The 22,633-nt window shown below is 69.2% G+C and carries 13 protein-coding genes and 2 pseudogenes; 10 read left to right on the forward strand and 5 right to left on the reverse strand.

The features are described from left to right. Positions 1-139: 139 nt before the first annotated feature. Positions 140-3,880 carry a GH92 family glycosyl hydrolase gene (locus DC008_RS26925; RefSeq protein ID WP_108710874.1) on the reverse strand — a complete coding sequence of 1,247 codons (3,741 nt, stop codon included), beginning with the start codon at positions 3,878-3,880 and terminating at the stop codon, positions 140-142. A gap of 711 nt (positions 3,881-4,591) precedes the next feature. On the opposite strand from DC008_RS26925, the gene ngcE reads away from it, so the two are divergent. The 9 genes from ngcE to DC008_RS26970 all read left to right on the forward strand — a co-directional run bounded on the left by ngcE (position 4,592) and on the right by DC008_RS26970 (position 16,635). Beyond that, on the forward strand, positions 4,592-5,935 hold the full coding sequence (gene ngcE, locus DC008_RS26930) for an N-acetylglucosamine/diacetylchitobiose ABC transporter substrate-binding protein (protein WP_164492469.1): 1,344 nt from the start codon (positions 4,592-4,594) through the stop codon (positions 5,933-5,935). 6 nt (positions 5,936-5,941) lie between these two features. Next, positions 5,942-7,006 (forward strand): carbohydrate ABC transporter permease, encoded by a 1,065-nt coding sequence (locus tag DC008_RS26935; protein ID WP_108709158.1) that lies wholly within the window; start codon positions 5,942-5,944, stop codon positions 7,004-7,006. Beyond that, complete coding sequence (locus DC008_RS26940) at positions 7,003-7,911, forward strand: carbohydrate ABC transporter permease (protein WP_108709159.1); 909 nt, start codon at positions 7,003-7,005, stop codon at positions 7,909-7,911. The genes DC008_RS26935 and DC008_RS26940 overlap by 4 nt, the downstream gene beginning before the upstream one ends. Before the next feature lie 228 nt (positions 7,912-8,139). Then, on the forward strand, positions 8,140-9,339 hold the full coding sequence (locus DC008_RS26945) for an ROK family transcriptional regulator (protein ID WP_055621983.1): 1,200 nt from the start codon (positions 8,140-8,142) through the stop codon (positions 9,337-9,339). A 133-nt stretch (positions 9,340-9,472) separates the two neighbouring features. Next, positions 9,473-10,573 carry a sugar ABC transporter substrate-binding protein gene (locus DC008_RS26950; RefSeq protein ID WP_164492470.1) on the forward strand — a complete coding sequence of 367 codons (1,101 nt, stop codon included), beginning with the start codon at positions 9,473-9,475 and terminating at the stop codon, positions 10,571-10,573. Between the two features lie 177 nt (positions 10,574-10,750). Further along, complete coding sequence (locus DC008_RS26955; RefSeq protein WP_055621981.1) at positions 10,751-11,542, forward strand: ATP-binding cassette domain-containing protein; 792 nt, start codon at positions 10,751-10,753, stop codon at positions 11,540-11,542. Next, positions 11,539-12,834 carry a sugar ABC transporter permease gene (locus tag DC008_RS26960; protein ID WP_108709161.1) on the forward strand — a complete coding sequence of 432 codons (1,296 nt, stop codon included), beginning with the start codon at positions 11,539-11,541 and terminating at the stop codon, positions 12,832-12,834. Before DC008_RS26955 ends, DC008_RS26960 begins: the two co-directional genes overlap by 4 nt. A gap of 228 nt (positions 12,835-13,062) precedes the next feature. Further along, the gene (gene dxs / locus DC008_RS26965; RefSeq protein WP_108709162.1) at positions 13,063-14,994 is read left to right on the forward strand and encodes a 1-deoxy-D-xylulose-5-phosphate synthase; all 1,932 of its coding nucleotides are present in this window, start codon (positions 13,063-13,065) and stop codon (positions 14,992-14,994) included. A gap of 147 nt (positions 14,995-15,141) precedes the next feature. After that, positions 15,142-16,635: an amino acid permease gene (locus DC008_RS26970; protein WP_108709163.1), complete on the forward strand. Its 1,494-nt coding sequence runs from the start codon at positions 15,142-15,144 to the stop codon at positions 16,633-16,635. A gap of 76 nt (positions 16,636-16,711) precedes the next feature. Here DC008_RS26970 and DC008_RS26975 read toward each other — a convergent pair. Then, positions 16,712-17,085 (reverse strand): annotated as a pseudogene (locus DC008_RS26975) (PIN domain-containing protein). Positions 17,086-17,134: 49 nt separating this feature from the next. Further along, positions 17,135-18,034 (reverse strand): annotated as a pseudogene (locus DC008_RS26980) (NAD(P)-dependent oxidoreductase); the annotation flags it as partial. Between the two features lie 80 nt (positions 18,035-18,114). Here DC008_RS26980 and DC008_RS26985 point away from each other — a divergent pair. Then, positions 18,115-19,131, forward strand: coding sequence for a PLL family lectin (locus tag DC008_RS26985; RefSeq protein WP_108709165.1), 1,017 nt, complete (start codon positions 18,115-18,117; stop codon positions 19,129-19,131). A gap of 143 nt (positions 19,132-19,274) precedes the next feature. On the opposite strand, the gene DC008_RS26990 is transcribed toward DC008_RS26985, so the two are convergent. Together DC008_RS26990 and DC008_RS26995 are read right to left on the reverse strand one after the other, a co-directional pair. Continuing rightward, positions 19,275-21,404 carry a 3-hydroxyacyl-CoA dehydrogenase NAD-binding domain-containing protein gene (locus tag DC008_RS26990; protein ID WP_108709166.1) on the reverse strand — a complete coding sequence of 710 codons (2,130 nt, stop codon included), beginning with the start codon at positions 21,402-21,404 and terminating at the stop codon, positions 19,275-19,277. Continuing rightward, positions 21,401-22,627, reverse strand: coding sequence for a thiolase family protein (locus tag DC008_RS26995; RefSeq protein WP_108709167.1), 1,227 nt, complete (start codon positions 22,625-22,627; stop codon positions 21,401-21,403). Before DC008_RS26995 ends, DC008_RS26990 begins: the two co-directional genes overlap by 4 nt. Between the last annotated feature and the right edge of the window lie 6 nt (positions 22,628-22,633).

Raw genomic sequence — 22,633 nt, forward strand, 5'->3', positions numbered from 1 at the left:
TTCCTCCAATCCACAGAGGGAGAAGTTCTTCATCGCGCGCATCATAGGCACGGCGATCACGATGTGTCAGCAGGAATACGGGTGCGGGGTGCCGGTCCGGTCGGACCGACACCCCGCGTGTGTTCCCGGAAAGTCTTGCTCAGCCGAGCAGTTCGACCTCCGCGAGGGTGGCCTCACCGGTGAGGACCAGGCGGTACTTCGCGTACGTGCCCGGCGACTTCACCGAGAAGGCGCGGGTCTGGCGGTCCCAGGTGAAGGTCTCCCCGGCGCGTTCGTCCAGGGTCTTCCACGTGGTGCCGTCCTTCGACGCCTGGAGCTTCCACCCGGCCGGTGCCTTCGTGTGGTCCGACGGCGACGTCAGGGTGTACTGCACGGCCTTGCCGGCCTCGGCCACCGGAAGGTCCACCGAGGTGACGGCGGCCTGCGTGGCGGACGTGTTGTCGAACAGCGCGCCCTCGCCCTTCACCAGGTCGGCGCGGGGCGTGGGCACCTTGTCGTCCTGGGTGATGGAGACGGGCGCCGCGTTCTTGCCGGTGCCCCACGAGGACGGCTTCGACCCCATGTCGAACTCCAGGACCCCGCCCTTCGCGATCAGCGAGTGGGGGAGCGACGTCGACTTCCACGGCACGCCGTTGACCTTCAGGCCCTGGACGTAGACGTTGCGGGCGCTGTTCTTCGGCGCCTTCACGACCAGCTTGCGGCCGTTCTCCAGCTGGACCGTCGCCTTTGTGAACAGGGGCGATCCGATGGCGTACTCGCCGCTGCCCATCACCAGCGGGTAGAAGCCCAGCGCGGAGAACAGGTACCAGGCCGACTGCTCGCCGTTGTCCTCGTCGCCGTGGTAGCCCTGCCCGATCTCGCTGCCGACGTACAGCCGCGACAGCACCTCGCGCACGTTCTTCTGCGTCTTCCAGGGCTGGCCCGCAGCGTTGTACATGTAGTTCACATGGTGGGCGACCTGGTTGGAGTGCCCGTACATGCCCATCCGGACGTCCCGCGCCTCGGTCATCTCGTGGATGACGCCGCCGTAGGAGCCGACGAAGTCGGGCGAGGCCGTCTCCGGGGTGGAGAAGTACGTGTCCAGCTTGTCGGCGAGACCGCTGCGGCCGCCGTACAGGTTCGCGAGGCCGCGGCTGTCCTGGGGCGCGGTGAACGCGTAGCCCCAGCCGTTGGTCTCGGTGTAGTCGTAGCCCCATACGCGCGGGTCGTACTTCGAGGACTCGACCCGCCAGTCGCCCTTGGCGTCACGGCCCTGGAAGAAGCCGGCCTTGGCGTCGAAGAGGTTGACGTAGTCCTGCGCGCGGTTCAGGAAGTACGCGGACTCCTCCTTGTACCGCTTGTCGCCCGTCTTCTTGTAGAGCGCCTGGCCCATCTTCGCGATGCCGTAGTCGTTGAGGTAGCCCTCCAGCGCCCACGACAGGCCCTCGTGCGTCTCGCTGCTGGTGTAGCCGAGGAAGGGCGACGTCGTCATGCCCTTGCGGCCCACACCGGACGACGGGGGCACGACGGTCGCGTTCTTCACGGCCGCGTCGTACGCCGACTTCCCGTCGAAGCCGACGCCCTTGACGTACGCGTCCGCGAACGCCACGTCAGAGGAGGTGCCCGTCATCAGGTCCGCGTAGCCCGGCGAGGACCAGCGGGAGGTCCAGCCGCCGTCCTTGTACTGCTGCACGAAGCCGTCGACCATCTCGCCCGCCTGCCCCGGTGTGAGCAGCGAGTACGCCGGCCAGGTGGTGCGGTAGGTGTCCCAGAAGCCGTTGTTGACGTACACCTTGCCGTCGACGATCTTCGCGCCGGTGTGCGTCGGGGTGTCCGGGTTCGGCATCTTCGAGAACGGCGAGGCATACTGGTACTTGCCCCCGACCTTCTCGAAGCCGGAGTTCGGGTACAGGTACAGCCGGTACAGGCTGGAGTACAGCGTGGTCAGCTGGTCCGGCGTCGCGCCCTCGACGGCTACCTTGCCGAGCAGCTTGTCCCACTGCCGCTGCGCGCGGGCCTTCACGGCGTCGAACGAGGCGCCGTCGACCTCCTGGCGCAGATTGTCCTTGGCCTGGTCGACGCTGATCAGGGACGTGGCGAGCCGCAGGGTCACCGTGCGGTCGTCCCCGGCGTCGAAGCGCAGATGGCCCTTCACACCGCTGGAGGCGCCGTCGGTCACCGGCTTGTCGAAGGTGCCGTAGACGAAGAGGCGGGTCGCGCCCGTCGACAGCCCGGACTTCACGTCCGAGTAGCCGGTGACGACGCCGTTCTCCTTGTCGAGGGTCAGCCCCGCCTGGTCGGTCACGTTGTCGAACAGGACGCTCGCGTCGTCACCGGGGTAGGTGAAGCGCAGCACCGCCGCGTGGTCCGTCGGCGCCATCTCCGCCTTCAGCCCGTTCTCGAACCGCACCCCGTAGTAGTACGGCCGCGCGGTCTCGTTCTCGTGCTTGAAGGCGAGCGCGCGCGCCGAGCGTCCGGTCTCGGGGGTGCCGGAGGCGGCCGACGGCATCACCTGGAACGTCTGCCGGTCGCCCATCCAGGGGCTCGGCTCGTGGCTGGCGCTGAACGCCTGGATCGTCGGCAGGTTGTCCGCGTTGTTGGCGCGGGCGTAGTCGTACAGCCAGCTCAGCGAGCCCGCGTTGGTCACCGGGGTCCAGAAGTTGAACCCGTGCGGCACGGCGGTCGCCGGGAAGTTGTTGCCGCGCGAGAAACCACCGCTGGACAGGGTGCCTCGGGTGGTGAGCGCGTAGTCGGACGGATGCGCCTTCGGCTTCTCGGGCGCGGCCTCCTTCAGCGTGACGTCGTCCAGCCAGCCCCGGAACTTCGCCGGCCCCTTGGGGGAGTCGTACGCCACCAGGATGCGGTCGACGGTCTTGCCGCGGGCGACCGAGCCGATCCGGGAGACGACGTTGTTCCACTGGTTGACGTACAGCACCTTGGCGGCGCCCTGCCCGCGCGGCGTGAGGGGGAAGCCGTGCTGGTCGGCGGCGCCGAGGTCGCTGAGGTAGGTGCCGTCGGTGAAGGCCAGGTCGACGGAGACGTTCGTGGCGTCGTAGTCGCGGTCGCCGTCCGCCATCGAGGGGAAGACCTTGTAGGACAGCTGGGTGTCCCGGCCGACGGCCACGTCGACGTCGTAGACCTTGTTGTACGAGTGGCCGCGCCCGTCGGCCGTGTGGCGGCCCGCGTAGCGCAGGGCCCGCTTGCCGGTGAAGCCGGCGCCCGCCTTGGCGGTCGGCGAGCCGCTCGGGCCGCGGTCCACGAGGGACAGCATGTCCTGCGGCACCGGTCCGTCGTCGCCGCCCGTGGAGAACTGGACGTCGGCCAGCTGCAGCACCCCGGAGGCCCCGTTGTTCTTGGTGATCTCCAGCCGGAAGTGCCGGTACTCGGCCGGCTCGGCGAGGTCGTACGTCTTGGTCTGGAACCGCTCGGCGAAGGTCTGGTCCGAGCGGGTGTCGACGGTCTTCCATTCCTTGCCGTCGGAGGAGCCCTTGAGGGTCCAGTCCCGCGGGTCGCGCTCCGCGAAGTCGTTCGCCGACGTGAGCGCGTACTTGGTGATCCGCGCCGGCTTGTCGAGGTCGAACTCCACCCAGCCGGTGGCCTCGAAGACCAGCCACTTGCTGCCGGGCTCCCCGTCGGCGAGGTTCTCCTTCACCTCACCGGCGCCCGAGTTCTCCCCGTTCGCCCGTACGTCCGTGACATGGTCGGTCACATTGCCCGGGATGCCGCTGCTGTACCCGCCGTCCACCCCGGACGCGCGTTTGGCGCCCCCGGGACCGGTGTCGACGGTATTGAGCCAGTCGGGTGCCGGGTCGTCCGCCTCGAACGAGGACGTGAACTCCCGGTCGGCGGCCGCCGGCGCCTGGGGCAGGGCCACCGCCGCACCCTGCGAGCCCACGGTCAAAGCGAAGGCGGTCGCCGACACGACCGCCGTACCCCATCTGTGCCGAGCTCTCTGCTGCTTCACCAGGTACCCTCCCTGCGCGCGGGACAACGTTGTCAAATTCGCTGCGCAAGGAACAGTAGTGGCTCAAGTGCCGCGCATTGTCAAGGGTGTTGAGTGTGCCGTTCGGGGCTTATGGCGTGAATTTTTCCGGCAAGCGTCGCACAGGCCCCGCATATTTCCGTGAGGTCTCAACTCGGAAAAGACCACCGGTGAACCTTGCATTCGATCTTGCTCCGCTGGCGGGAAGTGGACTATACCTGTCGGCACTTCGCACGATTCCGCACTTCCTGCACGACCCCAGCTTGACCCGATCGCGGTGCCGGGAAGGATCCGGTTCACCGCCTGAGTCCTGGAGAAGGCGAGGACTTGAGCATGGGATCCACTTCCGGCGTAGGCCATTGCGATCTGATCAGGCGGATTGCGACCGCCGCTCCGGCCCCGGCGACTGTCGTGCCGGCATCGCTCAGCTGATCATCGGCGTCGCACCGCGGCTCCGAGACGACGACAACGCCCTCCGTGCGGCCGGCGCGAGACCGGTCCGGCCACGGCGGGCGCACACGCAGCACACCCGTACAAAGCCAACCGATCAGTGAGGATGCAGAGATGACCATTCGTGCCGGCTCTCTTGACAGGCGGACACTCCTGCGCGGGGCCATCGCCACCGCGGCCGTGGGCTCGTTCGCGGTCGCGTGCAGCTCCCCCTCCAGCAAGGACAGCGAAGGCGGCGGCGGCCCGAAGGGCGAGAAGAGCGCCACCAACCCGTTCGGTGTCGCCGCGAACTCCACGGTCGAGGCGGCCATCTTCGACGGCGGCTACGGCACCGACTACGTCGACTACACCAACCAGGTGCTCGGCGGCCAGGTCAAGGGCCTCAAGGTCAAGGTCGACCCGGTCGTCGACATCGCCCCCCAGCTCCAGCCCCGCTTCGTCGGCGGCAACCCGCCGGACCTCATCGACAACTCCGGTGAGGACCAGATCGGCTTCCTCGGCATCCTCGACCAGCTGGAGGAGCTCGACGACCTCTTCGAGGCCAACACCTACGAGGGCAAGAAGATCGCCGACATCGTCTACCCCGGCGTCAAGGCCCCCGGCACGTTCAAGGACAAGTTCGTCGCGCTCAACTACGTGATGACCGTGTACGGCGTCTGGTACTCGAAGACGCTCTTCGAGGCGAACGGCTGGACCCCGCCGAAGACCTGGGACGAGGCGCTCGACCTCGGCCAGCAGGCGAAGAAGAAGGGCAAGTACCTCTTCGTCCACGGCAAGGAGGCGGCGACCTACTACCGCACGCTCCTGATCGACTCGGCGATCAAGGAGGGCGGCGACGAGGTCCGGCTGGCCCTGGAGAACCTGGAGAAGGGCTGTTGGTCGCACCCGGCCGTCCAGGGCGTGATCAAGGTCATGGAGACCATGGTCAAGCAGAAGATGTTCGTCCCCGGCGGCTCCGGCACCCAGTTCCAGAAGGCGCAGGCGATCTGGAGCAACGACCAGAAGGCGCTGCTCTACCCCTCCGGCGGCTGGATCGAGAACGAGATGAAGAAGGCCACGAAGGCTGACTTCCAGATGACCGGCTTCCCGTCGATGACGCTCACCGACAAGCCGGCGCTGCCCTGGGAGTCGCTCCGCGCGGCCGCCGGCGAGCCGTTCATCGTGCCCCGGCAGGGCAAGAACCCGGCCGGCGCCAAGGAGGTGCTGCGGGCGATGCTGTCGGAGAAGGCGGCCGCCAACTTCTCCAAGACGAAGCTGGCCCCGACGATCGTCAAGGGCACCGTCCCCGCCGACGGATACGGATCGACGGCCCTCGTCTCGCAGACGAAGATGCTGGAGGCCGCGGGCACCAACATCTTCAACTACATGTTCGTCGAGACCTACGGGATGAACACCGACCAGCTGGTGCCGTTCAACTCGTTCCTCGCCGGTGACCTCGACGCCAAGGGGCTGACCTCGGCCCTCCAGAGGATCTCCGACAAGGTCCGCGAGGACGACTCCGTCGACAAGGTCAAGGTCAGCTAGCACCCGATGAAGGACACGATCCTCAAAGCCGAGACCGCGAGCCGCCGGCCCGAGCCGGCGGCCGCTCGCGGCGGGCGGCCATGGCGCCGCAAGCTCACGTTCGACCGGGTGACGTTCTTCCTCGCGTTCCTCGGTCTCCCGCTGGCCATCTTCGTGATCTTCGTCCTGATCCCGTTCTGCCAGGCGATCTTCTGGGGGATGACCGACTGGCGTGGCTTCAGCCCGGACTACAACTTCGTCGGCTTCGACAACTTCAGGAAGATGTTCGAGGACGACATCTTCCTGAAGGCGCTGCGCAACGTCGCACTCCTCGCGGCCTTCGTGCCGCTGGTCACCCTGACGCTCGCCCTCGGGGTCGCCGTGGCCATCACCCTGGGCGGGCCCAGCAAGGGCCCCGTGCGGGGGATCCGGGGGGCGTCGTTCTACCGGATCGTCTCGTTCTTCCCCTACGTCGTGCCGGCGATCATCGTCGGTCTGATCTGGGCGCAGATGTACGACCCGAACGCCGGCCTGCTCAACGGCGTCCTCACGGGCCTCGGCCTCGACCGGTTCGACACGTTCGCGTGGCTGGGCGAGCAGGCGACGGCGATGCCGTCCGTGATGTTCGTGATCGTCTGGGGGCTCGTCGGCTTCTACGCGGTGCTCTTCATCGCCGCGATCAAGGGCGTCCCCGCCGAGCTGTACGAGGCGGCGAGGATCGACGGGGCCGGCCGGCTGCGCACCACGTTCTCGATCACCCTGCCGGCGATCCGGGACAGCGTGCAGACGGCGTACATCTACCTGGGCATCGCCGCCCTCGACGCGTTCGTCTACGTCCAGGCGATGGTGCCGAACGGCGGCCCGGACAACTCGACCCTGACGATCAGCCAGCGTCTGTTCAACGTCGCTTTCGCCAAGCAGCAGTTCGGCTACGCGACCGCGATGGGCGTCGTCCTCGCCGTCGTCACCCTGGTGTTCGCGGCGCTGGTGTTCCTCGTCAACCGCCTCACGGGCGGCGGCGAGGGCGAGAGCAAGAAGAAGACACCCGGGTCCAAGGCTCGGCGTGCCGCAGCCGAGGGAGGTGCCGGGTGAGCGTCATCACCGCCGACCCGAAGACGGCCGGTGAACGTGAACCGGCGAGGGACCGGAAGCTGACGCGCGTCGCCGCGAGCAGCGACCGCAGATTCGCGGCGGTCTCGCACGCCCTGCTGATCGTGTGGTCCGTGATCGTGATCGTGCCCATGCTGTGGGTGCTGATGTCGTCGTTCAAATCGACCGGCGAGATCCTTTCGTCGCCGTTCTCGCTGCCGGACGACTGGCGGTTCGAGAACTACGCGAACGCGTGGACCGACGCGAACATCGGAAGGTATTTCCTGAATTCCGTGATCGTCGTGGTCTCGGCGCTGATCCTGGTGATGCTGCTGGGCGCGATGTGCGCCTACATTCTCGCCCGGTTCGAATTCCCCGGCCGCCGGCTGATCTACTACGTCATGCTCGCCGGACTGACGTTCCCGGTGTTCCTGGCGATCGTTCCGCTCTTCTTCCAGCTGCAGAACTTCGGGCTGCTGAACACGCGTGCCGGGCTGATCCTCACCTATGTCGCGTTCGCGCTGCCGTTCACGATGTTCTTCCTCTATTCGTTCTTCCGGTCGCTGCCGCACGACGTGTACGAGGCGGCGCTGATCGACGGTGCCGGGGACTGGCGGGCGTTCTTCCAGGTGATGCTGCCGATGGCCCGTCCGGGTATGGCGGCGGTGGCGATCTTCAACTTCCTGGGTCTGTGGAACCAGTTCCTGCTGCCGGTGGCGCTCAACACCGACCAGGACATGTGGGTCCTCACCCAGGGCATGGCCGCCTACGCGTCCTCGCAGGTCTACGACATCGACTACGGCGCGCTGTTCGCGGCGATCGTGATCACGGTGGTGCCCGTACTGATCGTGTACTGCGTCTTCCAGCGGCGGATCGCCGGGTCGGTGTCCCAGGGCACCTTCCGCTGACGCCCACCGCCGCTCCACCCGTTGTACGCAGGGGTCCGGCCCCGGAGAGACAGCTCTCCGGGGCCGGACCCCTGCGACGCACGTCCGGTAGTCGGCCGGACACGGCCAGGAACCGATTTCTGTCAAGGTCTTGACGTCACCGGGCGATTCAGCGGACTTTGGAGTTCATAACTTGTACGAGGCCCCGTCACCCCAAGGTGGCCGGGCAAGGGATGAGGGTGAGAGTCAATGGAGACTCCGGGGTCTCAGTCGTCGCTGCACCGAGCCAACCTGGAACGGGTGGTCCGGGCCGTTCGGCTGGCCGGATCACTCACCCAGGCCGAGATCGCGAGGACCACGGGTCTGTCCGCGGCGACGGTCTCCAATATCGTCCGGGAGCTGAAGGACGGCGGAACGGTCGAGGTCACGCCCACGTCGGCGGGCGGACGCCGGGCCCGCAGCGTCTCGCTGAGCGGGGACGCCGGCATCGTCATCGGCGTCGACTTCGGCCATGCCCACCTGCGGGTGGCGGTGGGCAACCTCGCCCACCAGGTGCTGGCCGAGGAGTCCGAGCCGCTGGACGTGGACGCCTCCTCCTCGCAGGGCTTCGACCGCGCCGAGGAGCTGGTCAACCGGCTGATCGCGGCGACCGGCGTCGACCGCTCCAAGGTCGCCGGGGTGGGCCTCGGCGTGCCCGGGCCCATCGACGTCGAGTCCGGCACCCTGGGCTCGACGGCCATCCTTCCGGGCTGGTCCGGCACCAAGCCCGCCGAGGAGCTGCGCGAGCGGCTCGGCGTGCCCGTGTACGTGGACAACGACGCCAACCTGGGCGCCCTGGGCGAGCTGGTCTGGGGCAGCGGGCGGGGCGTGCGGGACCTGGCGTACATCAAGGTCGCGTCCGGCGTCGGCGCCGGCCTCGTGATCGACGGGAAGATCTACCGGGGGCCCGGCGGCACCGCCGGGGAGATCGGGCACATCACGCTCGACGAGTCCGGCCCGGTCTGCCGCTGCGGCAACCGCGGCTGCCTGGAGACGTTCGCGGCCGCGCGCTACGTGCTGCCGCTGCTGCAGTCCAGCCATGGCACGGATCTGACCATGGAGGGCGTCGTCCGCCTCGCCAGGGACGGCGATCCGGGCTGCCGCCGGGTGGTCGCCGACGTGGGCCGGCACATCGGCAGCGGCGTCGCCCAGCTCTGCAACCTCCTGAACCCGAGCCGGGTGGTCCTCGGGGGCGACCTCGCGGAGGCCGGTGAGCTGGTCCTGGGGCCCATCAGAGAGTCCGTGGGGCGCTACGCCATCCCCAGCGCCGCCCGCCAACTCAGCGTGCTTCCAGGGGCCCTTGGAGGCCGCGCCGAGGTGCTCGGCGCGCTCGCCCTCGCGCTCAGCGAGATGGGTGATTCGACCCTTTTGGACAGCACTTTGCACGCGGCTGCCCCCGCCTTCACTTAGAGAACGGATGGCACCGTTGCCAACCCGTTAAGGATTTACTTCTTGACGTCGCACGTGTGGCCGAGTTGACTTCCAGCCACCTCGGCCGCAACGTCGCGGCCTCGTCAGGGAGGTTTCTGAAGTGAACACGCGTATGCGTCGCGCCGCTGTTGCCATCGCCGCTGGTGCGATGGCCGTCTCGCTGGCTGCCTGTGGCAGCGCCGAGGAAGCCGGCGGCGGCAAGGACTCCACCGCTTCGTCCGCCAAGAAGGGCGACGACATCAAGGTCGGTCTGCTGCTCCCCGAGAACCAGACCGCGCGCTACGAGAAGTTCGACCGCCCGCTGATCGAAGAGAAGATCAAGGAGCTGACGAACGGCAAGGCCACCGTCGACTACAACAACGCCAAGCAGGACGCGAACCTGCAGGCGCAGCAGGTCGACACCATGATCACCAACAAGGTGGACGTCCTCATCCTGGACGCCGTCGACGCCAAGGCGATCAAGAACTCGGTCCAGAAGGCCGTGGACGCCGGCATCAAGGTCGTCGCGTACGACCGCCTGGCCGAGGGCCCGATCAGCGCCTACACCTCCTTCGACAACGTCGAGGTCGGCAAGACCCAGGGCGCGGCCCTCCTCGAGGCCCTTGGCGACAAGGCCAAGGACGGCCAGATCGTCATGATGAACGGCTCCGTCACCGACCCGAACGCCGCCATGTTCAAGAAGGGCGCCCACGAGGCCCTCGACGGCAAGGTCGAGGTCGGCAAGGAGTACGACACCAAGGAGTGGAAGCCGGAGAACGCCAACGCCAACATGGAGGCGGCGATCTCGGCCCTCGGCAAGAAGAAGATCGTCGGCGTCTACTCCGCCAACGACGGCATGGCGGGCGGCATCATCACCGCCCTGAAGGCCGCCGGCATCGACGTCCCGGTCACCGGCCAGGACGCCGAACTCGCCGCCGTGCAGCGCATCATCGCCGGTGAGCAGTTCATGAGCGTCTACAAGCCGTACGCCCCCGAGGCAAGCGCCGCCGCCGAGATGGCCGTCGCGCTCGCCCAGGGCAAGTCCCTCGACTCGATCGCCAAGGACAAGGTCGACAGCGACAGCGCCAAGGGCGTCCCGTCGGTCCTCGTCCCGGTCACCTCGCTGACGAAGGACAACGTCAACGACACCGTCATCAAGGACGGCGTCTACACCGCCGACGAGATCTGCACCGGCAAGTACAAGGCCGCCTGCACCGAGCTCAAGATCGGCTAGTCGAGTCCCCACGCGGGTGCGGGAGTTCGCCCAAGGACTCCCGCACGGGGCATGACTGCTCACGACTCCTCCGGCGCCCCGCGCATCATTCAGCCCCGCAAGCTCGGCGCGGGGCGCCGGACGGATCCCCCCAACTCTCTCTGCACAACCCTTCCGCCGGGTCAGGCGGCGAAGGAGATGGTTCACGTGTCCGCTACGCCCGTGCTGGCGTTGCGCGGGGTCTCCAAGCGGTTCGGTGCCGTTCAGGCGCTCACCGACGTAGAGCTTGAGGTCCACGCCGGTGAAGTGGTCGCCCTGGTGGGCGACAACGGCGCCGGAAAGTCCACGCTGGTCAAGACGATCGCCGGCGTGCACCCCATCGATGAAGGCGTCATCGAATGGGAAGGCAAGGCCGTGTCGATCAACCGGCCGCACGACGCCCAGGCCCTCGGCATCGCGACGGTGTACCAGGACCTCGCGCTGTGCGACAACATCGACGTCGTAGGCAACCTCTTCCTGGGCCGCGAGCTGAAGAAGCGCGGCATCCTGGACGAGGTCGAGATGGAGCGCCGCTCCCGCGAGCTGCTCCAGACCCTCTCGATCCGCATCCCCAGCGTGCGCATCCCGATCGCCTCGCTCTCCGGCGGTCAGCGCCAGACCGTGGCCATCGCCCGCTCCATGCTCGGCGAGCCCAAGCTGGTCATCCTCGACGAGCCCACCGCGGCCCTCGGTGTCGAGCAGACCGCCCAGGTCCTCGACCTGGTCGAGCGGCTCCGCGAGCGCGGCCACGCCGTCATCCTCATCAGCCACAACATGGCCGACGTCAAGGCCGTGGCGGACAAGGTCGCCGTGCTGCGGCTCGGCAAGAACAACGGCGTCTTCGAGGTCAAGACGACCTCGCAGGAGGAGATCATCTCCGCCATCACCGGCGCCACCGACAACGCCGTGACCCGCCGTGCGGCGCGCACGACCGGGGAGGTTTCCAAGTGAGCACCGACAACACCTCCACCGCGCCCAAGGACGAGCACGAGGTCGTCAACCCGGAGGCCGCCGCCGCCGCGGTGACCGCGGTCGACCCCCGTCTGCTCGTGCAGGAGCAGGGTCTGGCCGGCTACATCGGCGAGTTCCGGCGCAAGATCAAGGCCGGTGAGCTCGGCTCCCTGCCGGTCATCCTCGGCCTGGTCGCCATCTGCATCATCTTCCAGAGCCTGAACTCCGCGTTCCTGTCGGCGCAGAACATCAACGACATCACCGTCACGATGGTCGGCACCGGCATGATCTCCGTCGGCATCGTCTTCGTGCTGCTGCTCGGCGAGATCGACCTGTCCGTCGGCTCCGTCAGCGGTGCCTCCAGCGCCATCGCCGCCGTCCTCGCGGTGAACCAGGGCTGGCCCGAGTGGGCCGCCGTGATCTTCGCGGTCGTCTGCGGTGCCGCCATCGGCGCGGCGCACGGCTTCTTCTTCGCGGTGCTGGGCGCCCCCGCCTTCGCCGTGACCCTGGCCGGTCTGCTCTTCTGGCTCGGCTTCATGCTCCAGACGCTGGGCGAGAACGGCACGATCAACCTCGACAGCGACGGCCTCATCGGCAAGCTCACCACGTACTTCTTCTCGGACGTGGCGGCGGCCTACGGTCTGGCGGCCGTCGTGACGGCGCTGTTCTTCCTCAGCTCCTTCCTGGGCAACCGCCGCCGCGAGGCCGCGGGCATCCCGTTCCGCCCGCTGAGCGACACGATCATGCGGACCGCCCTGCTGGGCGTCGTCTCCTTCGCCGCGGCGTTCATGTACAACCAGTACAAGGGCCTGCCGCTGGCCACGGTCATCTTCCTGGTGTTCCTGGTCGGCACGGACTTCCTGCTCCGCCGCACGTCGTACGGCCGCAAGATCTTCGCCCTCGGTGGCAGCGTCGAGGCCTCGCGCCGCGCCGGCATCAACGTGACCGCGGTGCGTATCTCGGTGTTCGCGATCTCCGGCGGCTTCGCCGCGATCGGCGGCCTCTTCCTGGCCTCCAAGATCGCCTCCGCCAACCAGAGCGCCGGTACCGGCGACCTGCTGATGAACGCCATCGCGGCGGCCGTCATCGGTGGTACGTCCCTCTTCGGTGGTCGCGGCCGCACCTGGAACGCCCTGCTGGGTGTCCTGGTCATCGTCTCGATCCAGTACGGCCTCCAGCTGGAGTCCATCGCCGAGCCGGTGAAGTACATGATCACCGCCGGTGTTCTGCTCACCACGGTCGTGATCGACTCGATCACCCGCAAGACGCAGAAGACCGCCGGGCGGGCGTAACGCAGTAGCGCGTAGCGCGGTAGCGCCCAGGGGGCGCGGGTGAACTGGCGTGTGCCGGTCCGTAGTGACCGGTCGCGCAGTTCCCCGCGCCCCCTTCGGCATGCCGTGACACCGGCAGAGCCGATCGCGTGACGTACGACTCCTGGGCCGGGAACCTTCCGCCGGAGCGGAACATTAGACTCGACAAGCCCGGCAACAGCTCGACAGCTCTACAGCAAGGAGGCACGGGTGCCGCTGCTGACCCGCATCACGGGACCGCGCGATCTGGACCGGCTCACCCCTGAGCAGCTGGCCCAGCTGGCAGAGGAGATCCGGACCTTCCTCGTCGAGGCGGTTTCCAAGACCGGCGGCCACCTCGGCCCCAACCTCGGTGTGGTGGAGCTGACCATCGCCCTGCACCGGGTGTTCGAGTCGCCGAAGGACAAGGTCCTCTGGGACACCGGTCACCAGTCCTATGTGCACAAGCTGCTCACCGGCCGCCAGGACTTCAGCCGGCTGAAGATGAAGGGCGGCCTGTCCGGCTACCCCTCGCAGGCCGAGTCCGAGCACGACGTCATCGAGAACTCGCACGCCTCGACCGTCCTCGGCTGGGCCGACGGCCTCGCCAAGGCCAACCAGTTGCGCGGGCGTGACGACAGCCACGTCGTCGCGGTCATCGGTGACGGCGCCCTGACCGGCGGTATGGCCTGGGAGGCGCTGAACAACATCGCCGAGGCCAAGGACCGCCCCCTCGTCATCGTCGTCAACGACAACGAGCGCTCGTACGCGCCCACCATCGGCGGCCTCGCCAACCATCTGGCGACGCTGCGCACGACCGACGGCTACGAGCGCTTCCTGACCCGCACCAAGGAGATCCTCGACCGCACCCCGGTCGTCGGCAGGCCCCTCTACGAGACCCTGCACGGCGCCAAGAAGGGCCTGAAGGACTTCATCGCCCCGCAGGGCATGTTCGAGGACCTGGGCCTGAAGTACGTCGGCCCGATCGACGGCCACGACATCGAGGCCCTGGAGTCCGCCCTCGCGCGCGCCAAGCGCTTCGGCGGCCCGGTCATCGTGCACTGCCTCACCGAGAAGGGCCGCGGCTACCAGCCCGCCCTCCAGGACGAGGCGGACCGCTTCCACGCCGTCGGCAAGATCCACCCCGACACCGGGCTGCCGATCGCCTCCTCCGGCGCCGACTGGACGTCCGTGTTCGGCGAGGAGATGGTGAAGCTCGGCGAGGAGCGCGACGACATCGTCGCCATCACCGCCGCCATGCTCCAGCCGGTCGGCCTCGACAAGTTCGCCAAGCGGTTCCCCGAGCGGGTCTACGACGTCGGCATCGCCGAGCAGCACGGCGCGGTCTCCGCGGCGGGCCTGGCGACCGGGGGAGTGCACCCCGTCTTCGCCGTGTACGCCACCTTCCTCAACCGCGCCTTCGACCAGGTCCTCATGGACGTCGCCCTGCACAAGTGCGGGGTCACGTTCGTGCTCGACCGCGCCGGCGTCACCGGCACCGACGGCGCCTCCCACAACGGCATGTGGGACATGTCGATCCTCCAGGTCGTCCCCGGCCTGAGGCTCGCCGCCCCGCGCGACGCCGACCAGGTGCGCGCCCAGCTGCGCGAGGCCGTCCAGGTCGAGGACGCCCCGACGGTCGTCCGGTTCTCCAAGGGCGCCGTCGGCCCCGCCGTCCCCGCCGTGGGACGCGTGGGCGGCATGGACGTGCTGCGCGAGCCCGGCACCGACCGCCCGGACGTCCTGCTGGTCTCCGTGGGCGCCCTGGCCCCCATGTGCCTGGAGATCGCCGGTCTGCTCGACAAGCAGGGCATCTCCACCACCGTCGTCGACCCGCGCTGGGTCAAGCCCGTCGACGAGGCCATGGCCCCGCTCGCCGAGCGCCACCGCGTGGTCGTCACCGTCGAGGACAACAGCCGCGTCGGCGGTGTCGGCTCGGCCGTCGCCCAGGCCCTGCGCGACGCGGGCGTCGACGTCCCGCTGCGCGACTTCGGCATCCCGCCGCGCTTCCTGGACCACGCCTCACGCGCCGAGGTGATGACGGAGATCGGTCTGACCGCCCCCGACATCGCCCGTCAGGTCACCGGTCTGGTCTCCAAGCTCGACGGCCGGTTCGACCGCACCGCCGCCGAGGCCGACGCCGTGGAATCCGCGCGCGACTGACGGATCCTCACAGGGCCGAACGGGCCGGTTTCGCCGCCGACACGGGTGGTGAAACCGGCCCATCTGTGTGAAATCACCCGCGCCGGGGCAGGCGTACCACGCCCCCTCTCGATCATGTCGGGGACGACAAGCGTGGGAGGTAAGACCGTGAGCAGCACACTCTTCCGGACGAAGAGAGTCGAGCAGTCCATCCGCGACACCGAGGAGCCCGAGCACGCGCTCAAGAAGTCGTTGTCAGCGCTCGACCTGACCGTCTTCGGCGTCGGCGTCATCATCGGTACCGGCATCTTCGTGCTCACCGGAACCGTCGCCAAGGACAACGCCGGGCCCGCCGTGGCCCTGGCGTTCGTCGTCTCCGGCATCGCCTGCGCGCTGGCCGCCCTGTGCTATGCCGAGTTCGCTTCCACGCTCCCCGTCGCCGGTTCGGCGTACACCTTCTCGTACGCCTCCCTCGGGGAGCTGCCCGCCTGGATCATCGGCTGGGACCTGGTGCTGGAGTTCGCGCTCGGCACGGCGGTGGTGGCCGTCGGCTGGTCGGGCTACATCCAGTCCCTGATGGACAACGCGGGCTGGGAGATGCCGGCGGCGCTCGGCAGCCGGGAGGGGGCCGACGCCTTCGGCTTCGACATCCTGGCCGCCGCGCTCGTCCTCGTCCTGACCTTCATCCTCGTCCTCGGCATGAAGCTGTCGGCACGGATCACGTCCCTGGTCGTGGCCATCAAGCTGGCCGTCGTGCTGACGGTGATCATCGCCGGGGCGTTCCTGATCAAGGGTGACAACTACGACCCGTTCATCCCGAAGAGCCAGACCGTGGAGGCCGGAGCCAGTCTCGACTCGCCCCTGATCCAGCTCATGTTCGGCTGGGCGCCGTCGAACTTCGGCGTCATGGGCATCTTCACCGCCGCCTCCGTCGTCTTCTTCGCCTTCATCGGCTTCGACGTCGTGGCGACGGCCGCCGAGGAGACCAAGAACCCGCAGCGTGACATGCCGCGCGGCATCCTCGGCTCCCTCATCATCTGCACCACGCTGTACGTCCTCGTGTCGATCGTCGTCACGGGCATGCAGCACTACACCAGGCTCTCCGTGGACGCCCCCCTCGCCGACGCGTTCAAGGACACCGGGCACCCCTGGTACGCGGGCTTCATCAGCTTCGGCGCCGCGGTCGGCCTGACGACGGTCTGCATGATCCTGCTGCTCGGCCAGACCCGTGTCTTCTTCGCCATGAGCCGCGACGGACTGCTGCCCCGGTTCTTCTCGCGCGTCCACCCGCGCTTCAAGACCCCGCACCGCCCGACGATCCTGCTCGGTGTGCTCATCGCCGTCCTCGCCGGCTTCACCCCGCTGACCGAGCTGGCGGCGCTGGTGAACATCGGCACGCTGTTCGCGTTCGTGGTCGTCGCGATCGGCGTGATCATCCTCCGTAAGACCCGCCCCGACCTGCACCGGTCCTTCCGCACCCCGTGGGTGCCGGTCCTGCCGATCCTGTCGGTGTGCGCCTCGCTGTGGCTGATGATCAACCTGCCCGCCGAGACCTGGGTCCGCTTCGCCATCTGGATGGCCGTGGGCTTCGCCGTGTACTTCCTCTACGGCCGCACCCACAGCCGTCTCGCCCGCGGTGAGGAGGAACCCGCGGAGGTGTAGTAGAAGGCGGAGGTGAAGCAGCAGGCGGACGTGAGGTGGCAGGCGGTGCCCGCCGGGGCCGCGTACGGCAGGCCGGTTACGGCAACACGGTACGCGGCCCCGTCACGTCGGCGCCCAACCTCCGCACCCGTTGCCGCAGTTCCCGGTCGGCGGTCACCACCAGCACGGGCCGCCCGGCCGCCCGCTCCACCAGCGCGACGATGTGGTCGTCGCCGCTGCCGGGGCGGACTCCACCCGCACCCCCGGGACGCTCTCCACGCCCCGGGCGGCACCCTCCACCACCAGGACGACCTCCACGGGACCGTCGTGCCCCGGCACCCCGTCCGCCTTCGTCAGCCGGTCCCGCAGCCGCTCCGTGGCCCCCCGGCGGTCCCGCCACCAGCCGTCGGGCACCGACCCGACGACGTTCGCGGCATCGATGACCAGCAGCAGGGAGTCGTCCTCGTCCATACCGCCAAGGGTCGCACGCGGCTCTTCGCCAGGGGGTCTCGAGGAAGCGCTAGGGAGTCTCGGGAAAGCTCGCGAAGTACGCCGCCGCCATGTCCTCGTCCCCGTGGCCCTGCGCCTCCGCCCGTGCGAACCGCTCCGCGCTCGCCGCGGCCACGTCCAGCCGGGCGCCGTGGCGCTCGCCCGCCTCCACGATGAGCCGCGCGTCCTTCGCCGCGGTACGGACCGCGAAGGCGGCCGGGGACAGGTCGCCGTCCAGGACCAGCCCCGCCTTGGCGCGCAGGTACCCCATGTCGAGCGGACCGCCGTCGATCACCTCGAAGAACCGCCGCGGGTCCACGCCGAGCGCCTTGGACAGGGCCAGCACCTCACCGGCGGCGTTCGTCACCGCGAGCACCCAGCTGTTGGCGACCAGCTTCAGCCGGGTGGCGGTACCGGCCGCGCCGTCCTCACCGGTCCACACGGTCCGGGAGCCCACGGCGTCGAACACGGTCTGCACCACCGGCCGGCTCTCGGCCGGGCCCGCCGCCAGCACGGTGAGCGTGCCGGCCTCGGCGGGCTGCCGGGTGCCGAGCACCGGGGCGTCGTAGAGGACGAGGCCGTGCTCGCGCGCGAAGCCGGCCAGCTCGGCGATGCCCTCGAGACCGGCGGTCGTCGACTGCACCCACACCGCCCCGTCGCGCAGGCCCGGCGCGGCCTCCCGCATGACCTCCAGGGTCGCGGGGCCGTCGTACAGCATGGTCAGCACGACGTCGGCGTCCCGGACCGCCTCGGCGGGGGTGCCGGTCACCAGGGCGCCGTCGGCGGCCAGCGGCTCGGCCTTGGCCCGGGTGCGGTTCCAGACGCGGACGGTGTGCCCGGCCTTCACGAGGTTGCGGGCCATCGCGGCGCCCATGATGCCGGTGCCCAGGACGCTCACGGTGAACTTGTCGGTCATTGCGTCGACTTCCTGTCTCGCTACGGATGGTGCCGTGGTCCAGCTTGCCCGGGGGCGGCGCGTTCCGCCGTGCGGTACCCGCATAGGGTGAAACGGTGAACGGCGACTGGCTCATCCGCGGCCGCGACGGCCGCCTCAGCGTCTATCTGCCGACCGACGAGGCCGTGCTGTGCCGGGCGGAGCAGGCTCCCGGTGGCCCCTGGGGGCCCGCGCGCCGGATCGGTGGGGAGCAGAAGCTCCGCCCCGGCCCCGCCTTCGGATACGGCGCCGACGCCTATACGCACCTCGCCGCCTGGCGCCCCACCAAGCCGGGCGAGTCGGGCCTCGTGCACTCCACACACTTCAGGCCCCGGCTGGCCGCGCTGGACTGGGTCCCCGTCGGCCACCCGGACGGCAGCGGCGACCGTACGGGCCTGCCCGCCGTCACCGTCGACGCGCAGGGCCGCGCCCATGTCTTCGTCTGCAACACGGCGGGCGGTGTCGGCCTGCGCGCCCAGAAGCAGACCGGCGGCTGGGAGCCCTGGCGGGATCTCAAGGGCCGGGACGTCCATGAGCAACTGGCCGCCGTGGCGGGGGAGTCCGGGCTGGTCGAGCTGTTCGCGGCCGTCCCGGGCGCCCTGCTGCACTGGCGGCAGGAGGAGCCGGGCGCCGTCCCGGTCCTCCAGGAGGCGCTGGAGACCTCCGTCCGGCCGGGCACGCTGTACGCCCTGGCCACCTCGGCCGAGCACACCACGCTGTTCTACGCCGAGGACTCCGGCGATCTGTGCGCCTGGCGTCCGGGCGCCAAACCGGTCACGCTCCTGCCGTCCGCCGGGCCGGGACCGGTGTCCGCGGTCCGCTGCCGACTCGACGGCCACGACTGCACGGTGCTCGCCCAGCGCTCGGCGAGCGGCCGGGTGGCCTTCGCCGCGTATCCGACGGAGCAGGAGTCCGCGGGGGCCTGGTGGACCGAGTCGGGGCCGCAGCTGCCGTCCGACGCGGTGGTGGCGCTGGCCCTGGACGAGGAGGAGCGGATCGTCGCGGCGACCCTGTCACCGTCGACCGGCCACCTTCTGCTCACCCGTCGCAAGGACGAACCCGGGCTGGCCCTGGAGGCTTGGCGGGAGGTCTGAGGCGCCTCATGGGCGGGGGCCGACTCCTGGCCGGCGACTGCCGGTGGTCTGTGGTCGCTCGCGCAGTTCCCCACGCCCCTGACAGGACGCCGGTGCCCCGCACACCAACAGGCGTGCGGGGCACCGGTGTCACAGCGGAGCGGCTACGCGGGGACGGAGGCCACGCCCGGCGCCAGGAACCGCTTGCCGTTCACACGCTCGGAGACACCCTCGCGGTCCAGGTACGGCGTGATGCCGCCCAGGTGGAAGGGCCAGCCGGCGCCGGTGATCAGGCACAGGTCGATGTCCTGGGCCTCGGCGACGACGCCCTCGTCGAGCATGATGCCGATCTCCTGGGCGACCGCGTCCAGGACCCGGTCGCGGACCTGCTCCTCGGTCAGCACGGTGTCGCCCTGCTTCAGCAGCGCGGCGACCTCCGGGTCCAGCTCCGGCTTGCCGGAGTCGTAGACGTAGAAGCCGCGCTTGCCCGCCTTGACGACGGCCGCGAGGTTCGGGGAGACCGTGAAGCGGTCCGGGAAGGCCCGGTTGAGGGTCTCCGAGACATGCAGACCGATCGCGGGGCCGACCAGCTCCAGGAGCACCAGCGGGGACATCGGCAGACCGAGCGGCTCGACGGCCTTCTCGGCGACCTCGACCGGGGTGCCCTCGTCGATGACGTTCTGGATCTCGCCCATGAAGCGGGTGAGGATGCGGTTCACGACGAACGCCGGGGCGTCCTTCGTCAGGACCGCGGTCTTCTTCAGCTTCTTGGCGACGGCGAACGCCGTGGCCAGCGAGGCGTCGTCCGTCTTCTCGCCGCGGACGATCTCCAGCAGCGGCAGCACCGCGACCGGGTTGAAGAAGTGGAAGCCGACGACCCGCTCGGGGTGCTTCAGCTTCGACGCCATCTCCGAGACGGAGAGGGACGAGGTGTTGGTCGCGAAGATGGCGTGCGCCGGGGCGACCGCCTCGACCTCCGCGAACACCTGCTGCTTGACACCGATCTCCTCGAACACGGCCTCGATGACGAAGTCGGCGTCCGCGAAGCCCTCGGCCTTGTCCAGCACACCGGACACCAGCGCCTTGAGGCGGTTGGCCTTGTCCTGGTTGATCCGGCCCTTGCCGAGCAGCTTGTCGATCTCGGCGTGGACGTAGCCCACACCCTTGTCGACGCGCTCCTGGTCGATGTCGGTCAGCACGACCGGCACCTCGAGGCGGCGCAGGAAGAGCAGCGCGAGCTGGGAGGCCATCAGACCGGCGCCGACGACACCGACCTTGGTGACCGGGCGGGCCAGGTTCTTGTCCGGGGCGCCGGCGGGACGCTTGCCGCGCTTCTGCACCAGGTTGAACGCGTAGATGCCGGCGCGCAGTTCGCCACCCATGATCAGGTCGGCGAGCGCCTTGTCCTCGGCGTCGTAACCCTGCTGCAGGTCGCCGTTCTTGGCGGCGGCGATGATGTCGAGGGCGCGGTAGGCGGCCGGGGCGGCGCCGTGCACCTTGGAGTCGGCGATGAAGCGGCCCTTGGCGACGGCCTGGTCCCAGGCCTCACCGCGGTCGATCACCGGGCGCTCGACCTCGATGTCGCCCTTGAGTACCTGGGCGGTCCAGATCAGCGACTGCTCCAGGAAGTCCGCGCCCTCGAAGAGGGCGTCGGCGATGCCCAGGTCGAAGACCTGCTGCCCCTTGAGCTGCTTGTTCTGGTTGAGGCTGTTCTCGATGATGACCTGGACGGCCTTCTCCGCGCCGATCAGGTTCGGCAGGATCGTGCAGCCGCCCCAGCCGGGGACCAGACCGAGGAAGACCTCGGGCAGCGAGAACGCCGGCAGCGCCTTCGAGACGGTGCGGTACGCGCAGTGCAGACCGACCTCGACGCCACCGCCCATCGCGGCGCCGTTGTAGTACGCGAAGGTCGGCACGGCGAGACCGGAGAGGCGCTTGAAGACCTCGTGGCCGCCCTTGCCGATGGCCAGCGCGTCCTTGTGCTCCTTCAGCAGCTCGACGCCCTTGAGGTCGGCGCCGACGGCGAAGATGAACGGCTTGCCGGTGATGCCGACGCCGACGATGTCACCGGCGGCGGCCTCGGCCTCGACCTGGTCGATGGCCTTGTCGAGGTTCGCCAGCGACTGCGGGCCGAACGTGGTCGGCTTCGTGTGGTCGAAGCCGTTGTCCAGCGTGATCAGGGCGAAGCGCCCGGCGCCGAACGGCAGGTCGAGGTGGCGTACGTGCGCGCTCGTGACGACCTCGTCCGGGAACAGCTCGGCCGCGCCCTTCAGGAGCTCAGCGGTGGTGCTCACTTGTTGCCTCCGGCGTCCTTGTGGTGCGGGTTCTCCCAGATCACGGTGGCGCCCATGCCGAAGCCGACGCACATCGTGGTGAGGCCGTAGCGGACCTCCGGCTGCTCCTCGAACTGGCGGGCCAGCTGCGTCATCAGACGGACGCCGGAGGAGGCCAGCGGGTGACCGAAGGCGATGGCGCCGCCGTACTGGTTGACGCGCGCGTCGTCGTCGGCGATGCCGTAGTGCTCCAGGAACGCGAGGACCTGGACGGCGAAGGCCTCGTTGATCTCGAACAGGCCGATGTCGTCGATGGACAGGCTCGCCTGTGCGAGGGCCTTCTCGGTGGCCGGGATCGGGCCGTAGCCCATGACCTCCGGCTCCACACCCGCGAAGGAGTAGGAGACGAGGCGCATCTTCACCGGGAGGTTGTTCTCGCGGGCGAAGTCCTCGGAGGCGATGAGGGAGGCGGTGGCGCCGTCGTTCAGACCGGCCGCGTTGCCCGCGGTGACCCGGCCGTGCACGCGGAAGGGGGTCTTCAGACCGGAGAGGTTCTCCAGGGTGGTGCCCGGGCGCATCGGCTCGTCGGCGGTGACCAGACCCCAGCCGGTCTCGCCGGCCTCGGGGTTGGTGCGGCGCACCGAGATCGGCACCAGGTCGGCCTGGATCTTGCCGTCGGCGTACGCCTTGGCGGCCTTCTCCTGGGAGCGCACGGCGTACTCGTCGGCGCGCTGCTTGGTGATCGTCGGGTAGCGGTCGTGCAGGTTCTCGGCGGTCATGCCCATGAACAGGGCGGACTCGTCGACCAGCTTCTCGCTGACGAAGCGCGGGTTGGGGTCCACGCCCTCACCCATCGGGTGGCGGCCCATGTGCTCGACACCACCGGCGATGGCGATGTCGTACGCGCCGAAGGCGACCGAACCGGCGACCGTGGTGACGGCGGTCAGGGCGCCGGCGCACATACGGTCGATGGAGTAACCCGGCACGGACTGCGGCAGGCCCGCGAGGATGCCGGCCGTGCGGCCGATGGTCAGGCCCTGGTCGCCGATCTGCGTGGTCGCGGCGATGGCGACCTCGTCGATCTTCTTGGGGTCCAGGTCCGGGTTGCGGCGCAGCAGCTCCCGGATCGCCTTCACGACGAGGTCGTCGGCGCGGGTCTCGTGGTAGATGCCCTTCGGGCCCGCCTTGCCGAACGGGGTGCGGACGCCGTCGACGAAGACGACGTCCCTGACGGTACGAGGCACGATGGC

Origin of the sequence: Streptomyces nigra (assembly GCF_003074055.1) — a bacterium.
GTDB classification, from domain to species: domain Bacteria; phylum Actinomycetota; class Actinomycetes; order Streptomycetales; family Streptomycetaceae; genus Streptomyces; species Streptomyces nigra.

Bases quoted from the DNA above. Each gene is read 5' to 3' on its own strand.
- DC008_RS26950 (WP_164492470.1), top strand. From the start codon at position 9,473: ATGCGTCGCGCCGCTGTTGCCATCGCCGCTGGTGCGATGGCCGTCTCG.
- DC008_RS26955 (WP_055621981.1), top strand. From the start codon at position 10,751: ATGGTTCACGTGTCCGCTACGCCCGTGCTGGCGTTGCGCGGGGTCTCC.
- DC008_RS26935 (WP_108709158.1), top strand. From the start codon at position 5,942: ATGAAGGACACGATCCTCAAAGCCGAGACCGCGAGCCGCCGGCCCGAG.
- DC008_RS26945 (WP_055621983.1), top strand. From the start codon at position 8,140: ATGGAGACTCCGGGGTCTCAGTCGTCGCTGCACCGAGCCAACCTGGAA.